At 73.8% G+C, this 6,507-nt stretch carries 7 protein-coding genes; 4 read left to right on the plus strand and 3 right to left on the minus strand.

All coding sequences use genetic code 11. The features are described 5' to 3' along the window. Positions 1-86: 86 nt before the first annotated feature. Positions 87-899: a PP2C family protein-serine/threonine phosphatase gene (locus tag ACZ4Z2_RS36265; protein WP_468081948.1), complete on the plus strand. Its 813-nt coding sequence runs from the start codon at positions 87-89 to the stop codon at positions 897-899. A 258-nt stretch (positions 900-1,157) separates the two neighbouring features. Here ACZ4Z2_RS36265 and ACZ4Z2_RS36270 read toward each other — a convergent pair whose 3' ends face one another. Beyond that, positions 1,158-1,787, minus strand: a complete 630-nt coding sequence (locus ACZ4Z2_RS36270; protein WP_468081949.1) for an MBL fold metallo-hydrolase — start codon at positions 1,785-1,787, stop codon at positions 1,158-1,160. Next, entirely contained in the window at positions 1,787-2,875 is a 1,089-nt protein-coding gene (locus ACZ4Z2_RS36275; protein WP_468081951.1) for an S-(hydroxymethyl)mycothiol dehydrogenase, read from the minus strand. The genes ACZ4Z2_RS36270 and ACZ4Z2_RS36275 overlap by 1 nt, the downstream gene beginning before the upstream one ends. Positions 2,876-3,165: 290 nt before the next feature. Here ACZ4Z2_RS36275 and ACZ4Z2_RS36280 point away from each other — a divergent pair, with 290 nt between their 5' ends. Both ACZ4Z2_RS36280 and ACZ4Z2_RS36285 read left to right on the plus strand, forming a co-directional pair. After that, positions 3,166-4,623 carry an MBL fold metallo-hydrolase gene (locus ACZ4Z2_RS36280; protein WP_468081952.1) on the plus strand — a complete coding sequence of 486 codons (1,458 nt, stop codon included), beginning with the start codon at positions 3,166-3,168 and terminating at the stop codon, positions 4,621-4,623. Further along, the gene (locus ACZ4Z2_RS36285; RefSeq protein WP_468081954.1) at positions 4,620-5,366 is read left to right on the plus strand and encodes a sulfite exporter TauE/SafE family protein; all 747 of its coding nucleotides are present in this window, start codon (positions 4,620-4,622) and stop codon (positions 5,364-5,366) included. The genes ACZ4Z2_RS36280 and ACZ4Z2_RS36285 overlap by 4 nt, the downstream gene beginning before the upstream one ends. 86 nt (positions 5,367-5,452) lie before the next feature. On the opposite strand, the gene ACZ4Z2_RS36290 is transcribed toward ACZ4Z2_RS36285, so the two are convergent. Then, positions 5,453-5,740 (minus strand): metal-sensitive transcriptional regulator, encoded by a 288-nt coding sequence (locus ACZ4Z2_RS36290; RefSeq protein ID WP_468081956.1) that lies wholly within the window; start codon positions 5,738-5,740, stop codon positions 5,453-5,455. A 73-nt stretch (positions 5,741-5,813) separates the two neighbouring features. Here ACZ4Z2_RS36290 and ACZ4Z2_RS36295 point away from each other — a divergent pair, with 73 nt between their 5' ends. Continuing rightward, positions 5,814-6,416 carry a rhodanese-like domain-containing protein gene (locus ACZ4Z2_RS36295; RefSeq protein ID WP_468081957.1) on the plus strand — a complete coding sequence of 201 codons (603 nt, stop codon included), beginning with the start codon at positions 5,814-5,816 and terminating at the stop codon, positions 6,414-6,416. The last annotated feature ends 91 nt before the right edge of the window (positions 6,417-6,507 follow it).

The raw sequence follows: 6,507 nt of genomic DNA on the forward strand, positions 1-6,507 counted from the left end.
ACACGAGCCTCTCCGAGAAGCCGGACATCCTCTGTCGCCTTTTCTCGCTTTCCCGCGCGGTGTGCGCCTGGCAGGATGCGCGGATCATGGACGAGACGGCACCCTGCGCACGGTGTGGTGGAACGGTCGCCCCGGACGGGCACTGCTGGGACTGCGGCGAGGCCCGGGCCGCCTTCCGCGCCCGCCTGGAGATCGAGGCGGCCGGCGGCGGTGCGGCCGGGGTGAGCGACCGGGGACTGCGGCGCGAGATCAACGCGGACGCGATGGCGCTGGTCACGCGCGGGGCGTGGACGATCGGCGTCGTCTGCGACGGCGTGTCGATGGCGCCGCGTGCCGAGCGGGCCGCCCGCCTCGCGAGCGAGGTGAGCGCCACCTCGCTCGCGAGGCTGGTGGATTCCGGTGTGCTGCCGGAGGTCGCGCTCGTCGAGGCCGCCCGTCGCGCGGGGCGGGCGGTGGCCGGGCTGGCCAAGGCCGGGGCCGAGGGGCGCAACGGGGTCGCTCCGGCGTGCACCTGGGTCGCGGGCGTCGTGGGACCGGAGGGCCTGTGGAGCGCCTCGGTCGGTGACAGCCGTGCGTACTGGCTGCCGGACGAGGGTGCCGGCACGGTGCTCACCGAGGACGACACGGGTGAATCGGAGGGCCTCACCGCATGGCTGGGTGCCGACGCGGACGAGGCCGTGCCGCACGTCCGAAGCCGTCGGCCCGGCGGCCGTGGCCGGTTGCTGCTGTGCAGCGACGGGCTGTGGCGGTATCTGCCGGACGCGGGCGGGCTCAGGGACGTGGTGCGCGGGGTCGGCCCGCTCGCCGGGGCGCGGGCGCTGGTGTCGTACGCCCTGGAGGCCGGCGGACGGGACAACGTCACCGCGCTCCTCCTACCGGTCACGGCGGCGACGGGCTGAGGCGAACCGATCGGACGCCCCGCCCGGCAGCCTTGGACACGCCCGCCCGGCCGGCGCCCTGGGACACGCCCCGGCGGCAGCCTCGAACCGCCGCCGTGGGCCGTCGGCTGCTGAGGCAGGCCGCGACTCGTGGGCTCCGGCACCCCGGGGGTGCCGGCTGCCATGCCTTCGCGGCAGCCGGCACCACGCGGAGCGCGGGTGCCAAGTGGGGCGCCGGTACCACGTGGGGCGCGGGTGCGGAGTCGGACGCGGCGGGGCTCAGTGGCCCCGGTCGATCCACTCCTGGAGGCTCGGCGCCTCGGCGCCGATGGTGGTGCTGTCGCCGTGGCCGGTGCGGACGACCGTGTCGGGCGGCAGGGTCAGCAGGCGGCCTCGGATGGAGTCGATGATGGTCGGGAAGTGGGAGTAGGAACGGCCGGTGGCGCCGGGACCGCCCGCGAAGAGGGTGTCGCCGGTGAAGACCGTGCCGAGGCCCGGGTCGTAGAGGCAGACGGCGCCCGGCGCGTGGCCGGGGGTGTGCAGGACGGTGAGGTCGGCGCCCGCGGTCTCGATGATCTGGCCGTCGGCGAGCCAGTGGTCGGGCTGCCGGTCCGGGTGGGTCTGCTTCCAGAGCGGCATGTCGTCCGGGTGCAGCCAGATCGGCGCGCCGGTGCGGTCGGCGAGGGCGGGCGCGGCGTCGATGTGGTCGTTGTGGGCGTGGGTGCAGATGATGGCCGTCAGCCGGCGGTCGCCGATGGCCTCCGCGATGGCGTCGGCGTCATGGGCGGCGTCGATGACGACGACCTCGTGGTCGTCGCCGACGATCCACACGTTGTTGTCGACGTCCCAGGTACCGCCGTCCAGGCTGAACGTGCCGGACGTGACGAGGTGTTCGATACGGGTGGCCATCAGAGCGTCACCACCGAACGCAGGACGTCCCCGGCGTGCATCCGCTCGAACGCCTTCTCCACGTCGTCGAGTCCGATGGTCTCGGTGACGAACGCCTCCAGGTCCAGACGGCCCTGGAGGTAGAGGTTGATCAGCATGGGGAAGTCCCGGTCGGGCAGGCAGTCGCCGTACCAGGAGGACTTCAGGGCGCCACCCCGGCCGAACACGTCGAGGAGCGGGAGTTCCAGCTTCATGTCGGGGGTGGGCACGCCGACCAGGACGACCGTTCCGGCCAGGTCACGGGCGTAGAACGCCTGCTCGTACGTCTCGGGGCGGCCCACCGCCTCGATGACGACGTCGGCGCCGAAGCCACCGGTCAGCTCGCGGATCGCCTCGACGGGGTCGGTCTCACGGGAGTTGACGGTGTGGGTGGCGCCCAGCTTCTTCGCGGTGGTCAGCTTCCGGTCGTCGATGTCGACGGCGATGATCTTCTCGGCGCCGGCCAGCAGCGACCCGGCGATGGCCGCGTCCCCGACGCCGCCGCAGCCGATGACGGCGACACTGTCGCCGCGGCCCACATTGCCGGTGTTGATGGCGGCGCCGATGCCGGCCATCACCCCGCAGCCCAGCAGTCCGGCGACCGCCGGGGAAGCGGCCGGGTCGACCTTGGTGCACTGCCCGGCGGCGACGAGCGTCTTCTCGGCGAAGGCGCCGATGCCGAGGGCGGGCGACAGTTCCTGACCGGTGGAGGCGAGGGTCATCTTCTGGGCGGCGTTGTGCGTGGCGAAGCAGTACCAGGGCCGTCCGCGTCGACAGGCGCGGCAGTTGCCGCACACGGCACGCCAGTTGAGGATCACGAAGTCACCGGGCACGACGTCGGTGACGCCCTCGCCGACCGACTCCACCACGCCCGCCGCCTCATGGCCGAGCAGGAAGGGGAAGTCGTCGTTGATGCCGCCCTGCTTGTAGTGGAGATCGGTGTGGCACACCCCGCACGCCTGCACCTTCACCACGGCCTCCCCGGGCCCCGGATCGGGCACGACGATCGTCTCGATCCGCACCGGTTCGTTCTTGCCCGGTGCGATCACGCCGCGTACTTCCTGCGCCATGGTGAACCCTTCCGTCGATCCGTACGGACGGTCTCCCGTCCACGGTCACCCTACGGACCGACCAGCGGGTAGGCCCTCCCGTACGGGCGGATCACTGGCCGAAAAGCTCGCCCGCGACGGGCACCCGACCCTCGCGCCGCAGCCCCTCCGCAGCCACTCCGCACGGCCCCCGAGACGCTTCCCGTATACCCCCCTGGGTATCTCTGCTACCGTTGCCTGCATACCCCCGGGGGTAATTCACCTCCGGGGACTCGGGCATCTGCTGCCGGAACGAGGAGAGGAGCACTGCCGTGTACTTCGTCGACACGATCGAGGTGCCGGGGCTGGGCAACCGCAGCTACCTGGCGGGCGGTCCGCGGGGTGCTGTGGCGGTCGATCCGCCGCGCGACATCGACCGGATGATCACGGCCGCGGCGCGGCGGGGCGTGCGGATCGCGTACGTCGTCGAGACGCACGTCCACAACGACTATGTGACCGGTGGGCTGGAGCTGGCCCGGCTGACCGGCGCCGCGTACCTGGTGCCCGCCGGGGCGCGGGTCGCCTACGACCGGGTGCCGGTGCGGGACGGCGACACGGTGGAGATCGACGCGGAACTGACCCTGCGCGCCGTGGCCACTCCGGGGCACACCCCGCACCACACCGCGTACGTCCTGGAGGAGTGCGGCCGGGCGGTGGCCGCGTTCACCGGCGGTTCCCTGCTCATCGGCACGGTCGGCCGCCCTGATCTCGTCGAGCCCCGGCTGACCGGCGAGCTGGCCCGCGCGCAGCACGCCTCCGTGCGCCGGCTGGCCGACACGCTGCCCGAGGAGACGACCGTGCTGCCCACGCACGGCTTCGGCAGTTTCTGTTCCGCCGGGCGGGCGACGGGCGGGGCGACGACCGTCGGGCACGAGCGGATGACCAACGAGGCGCTGGTCAAGGACGTGGACACCTTCGTCGCCGGCCTCCTGGCCGACCTCGACGACATTCCGGCGTACTACGCGAGGATAGGGCCGGTGAACGCGCGGGGGCCCGCCCCGGTGGACCTGACGCCGCCCGCCCCGGCGGACGCCGAGGAGATCGCCGGAAGGCTGGCGGCGGGCGAGTGGGTCGTGGATCTGCGCAACCGGGTCGCGTTCGCCGAGGGACATGTGGCCGGGGCGGTGAACTTCGAGGCGGAGGGGCAGCTCGCCACGTATCTGGCCTGGTTGCTGCCGTGGGGCAGGCCGGTGACGCTGCTCGCCGAGTCACCCGAGCAACTCGCCTCGGCTCAGCGGGAGTTGGTGCGGGTCGGGATCGACCGGCCGGCCGCGGCGGCGACCGGCTCACCGGCCGACTGGGTGCGGGAGGGCGAGAGTCCGCGCTCCTTCCCGCGCGGCACCTTCGCCGACCTGGCGCGGGTCCACGGTGTCGAGGGGACCGTCGTCCTGGACGTCCGGCGCGACTCCGAGCGGGCGGCCGGCCATATCGCGGGTTCCCTGCACATCCCGGTTCACCGGCTGCGCGACCGGCTCCCCGAGATACCCGGCGGCACGGTGTGGGTGCACTGCGCCGGAGGGATGCGGGCCGCCATCGCCGCCTCCCTGCTCGACGCGACCGGCCACCGGGTCGTCGCCATCGACGACGCCTTCCCCCACGCGGCCGAGGCGGGCCTGCCGATGGCCGACCCCACCGGACGGGTGCTGTCGACGGCCGACACCGCCGCGGGCTCGACCTCCCCGGCATCCGCCGCACCCGGTGCACCCGCCACGGGCCTCCGGGTCGTATGAGCGCTCTCGTTCTCGCCCTGCTCGCCGGTGGTGTGGTCGGGGTGGCGCTCGGGGCGCTGGGGGGCGGGGGGAGTGTGCTCGCCGTGCCCGCGCTGGTCTATCTGCTGGGGTTCGGGCCGGCCGCGGCCACGACCGCGAGTCTGGTGATCGTCGTGTTCACCTCGGCGACCGCGCTGGCCGCGCACGCCCGTTCCGGTGCGGTCCGCTGGCGCGGCGGGATGCTCTTCGCGGTCGCCGGGCTGGTGCCCGCGGCGCTCGGCGGGGCGCTGACCACTCGGCTGCCCGACAGACTGCTGACCGTGGCGTTCGCCCTGGTGGCGGGGCTCGCCGCCCATCGGATGCTGCGCCCGTCGGCCACCCGCCGGGCGGAGTCGGCCGTACGGGCGAGCCGGGTCGCCGCGTCCGGCGCGGGGCTCGGCGCGGTCACCGGTGTCCTCGGTGTGGGCGGCGGGTTCCTCGCCGTACCGGCCCTGGTGAACGTGGTGGGGCTGCGGATGCGCGACGCGGTCGGGACCAGCCTGCTGGTGATCACCGTGAACTCGCTGGCCGCGCTGGCCGCCCGCTCAGGGACGAGCGCGCACCTCGACTGGGCGGTCGTCGCCCCGTTCGCGGGGGCCGCCGTTCTCGGCGCCTGGGACGGCAGACGGCTGGCGGGCAAGGTCTCCGGTGACACCCTGCGGCGGATCTTCGCCTGGGCGCTGCTGGCGATGGCCGCGCTCATGCTGGTCGACGCGCTCGTCTGACCCGGCGGGGTCCGGGCGCCCGGTACGGGCCGCCCCATGACAGCGCCGCCGGGGCGGCGAAGCCCCCGCCGGGCCCACCCCTCCCCTCAGGCCAGCGACAGGAACAGCTTCTCCAGCCGCGCCCGCATCTGCTCCGTCGTCTCCCCGTTCCGCTCGTGCCTCTCGGTGTCGGTGAGGCACTGTTGCAGACCGGTGGCGATGATCGCGAATCCCGCCCGGTCGAGGGCCCGGGAGGCCGCGGCCAACTGCGTGACGACGTCCTCGCAGTCGCGTCCCTCCTCGATCATCTTGATCACTCCGGAGATCTGCCCCTGCGCCCGGCGCAGCCGGTTCAGCACCGACTTCAGCTCATCGCCCTCGAACTGCAACTCCACGACCGACCCACTTCCTCTACATACCCTTGGGGGTATTTTACCGCCCCCCTCAGGAAAGGATCGCAGGACCATCATGTCCACTCCCGTCACTCCTCCCCCGACCGCCGCTCCTCGCCGCCTCGCCGTCGACGAGGTCCGCGAGCGCCTGGCGGACCTGACCGTCGTCGACGTCCGCACGCCCGGCGAGTACGCCTCCGGGCATCTGCCCGGCGCCCTGAACATCCCGCTCGACCGCCTTGAGCGCGCGCTGCCCGCACTGGCGGCGGCCCCCGGCGAGCTGCTGGTCGTCTGCCGGTCGGGCGCGCGGTCCGCCAAGGCGTGCGCCCTGCTCGCCGAGCACGGCGTCGCGACGGCGGACCTCGTCGGCGGTACGACGGCCTGGGCGGCCGGGGGCCACGAACTGCGCCGCCCGGAGGGGGGCGCCCGGGCCACCTGGGCGATGGAGCGTCAGGTCCGGTTCACCGCCGGCGCCCTCGTCCTCGTCGGCCTCGGCCTCGGGCTGCTCCACCCGGCCTGGCAGGTGCTGTCGGCTGCCGTCGCGGGCGGTCTCGTCCTCTCGGCGCTCACCGACACCTGCGGGATGGCCGCGCTGCTGGCGAGGCTGCCGTACAACCGCCCGCGCCCGGCCGACCTCGACACGACGCTCGCCACGCTGAGGGCGTCCGGCAGGCGCTAGGTGTATTGCCCTGAGAGGTTGGGGACGCGGCTGGCGGGTGGTTGGCCCTTCAGCGCGGTGTGTCCGCGGTGGTGATTGTAGGTGTGCAGCC

The organism is Streptomyces sp. NPDC030183 (assembly GCF_055573455.1).

Bases quoted from the DNA above. Each gene is read 5' to 3' on its own strand.
- ACZ4Z2_RS36265 (WP_468081948.1), top strand. From the start codon at position 87: ATGGACGAGACGGCACCCTGCGCACGGTGTGGTGGAACGGTCGCCCCG.
- ACZ4Z2_RS36270 (WP_468081949.1), bottom strand. From the start codon at position 1,787: ATGGCCACCCGTATCGAACACCTCGTCACGTCCGGCACGTTCAGCCTG.
- ACZ4Z2_RS36275 (WP_468081951.1), bottom strand. From the start codon at position 2,875: ATGGCGCAGGAAGTACGCGGCGTGATCGCACCGGGCAAGAACGAACCG.
- ACZ4Z2_RS36285 (WP_468081954.1), top strand. From the start codon at position 4,620: ATGAGCGCTCTCGTTCTCGCCCTGCTCGCCGGTGGTGTGGTCGGGGTG.
- ACZ4Z2_RS36295 (WP_468081957.1), top strand. From the start codon at position 5,814: ATGTCCACTCCCGTCACTCCTCCCCCGACCGCCGCTCCTCGCCGCCTC.